Origin of the sequence: Psychrobacter sp. AOP5-GZ1-6 (assembly GCF_052376345.1) — a bacterium.
Lineage (GTDB): Bacteria > Pseudomonadota > Gammaproteobacteria > Pseudomonadales > Moraxellaceae > Psychrobacter.
Window position 1 is genome coordinate 1 of the sequence record NZ_JBQSVP010000334.1, and the last position, 554, is coordinate 554.

Genomic DNA, 554 nt, shown 5'->3' on the forward strand with positions numbered 1-554 from the left:
CTATTGGCCACCTATCGACCTATTGTACCGCGGTGACATTGATCGGCATTGAGCCTGACAACGACAGTGTGTCGTATCATTATCAAGCCTTTATCAAGCAGTGGTTACAGCAAACGGTGCAGCAGATGCAGCGCGGCACCACAAGGCTGACGCTATCATCCATGCCCGATCATGGCTTTGATATTGCTCGTGATACTGGTGTATGGGTATCAGCTACGCTACTTGATGCCACCATCCCTTATCGTCCTTATCCCAGCGCGTTATCCTTTGCCAGTAGTACCTATCACGGCTTGACCCAAGCGCGTACAGGAGATGTGAGTAGCTCGCCCTCTCCTAGCTACGCGTCTAGTATCACTGATGATAATCTACAACAAACCATTACCACGCCTGTCTGGTCAGGTATCAGTGATCACGATGATGGCACCACCCCGCCCCTACGCGCATTACAACTGTCATCGGGTGCGGCGCATGGCTGGCAGTTCGCTCCGCGCATCGGTCAGTCTGTGCTCCTTAACCACTGGTATGGTGATATTGACAGTCCAGTGATTAGCCGC

The 554-nt window shown here is 52.5% G+C and carries 1 protein-coding gene; it reads left to right on the forward strand.

The features are described 5' to 3' along the window. Positions 1–554, forward strand: a 554-nt coding sequence (locus ACT3RN_RS16075; RefSeq protein ID WP_444518863.1) for a hypothetical protein, incomplete at both ends; no start/stop codon positions are given.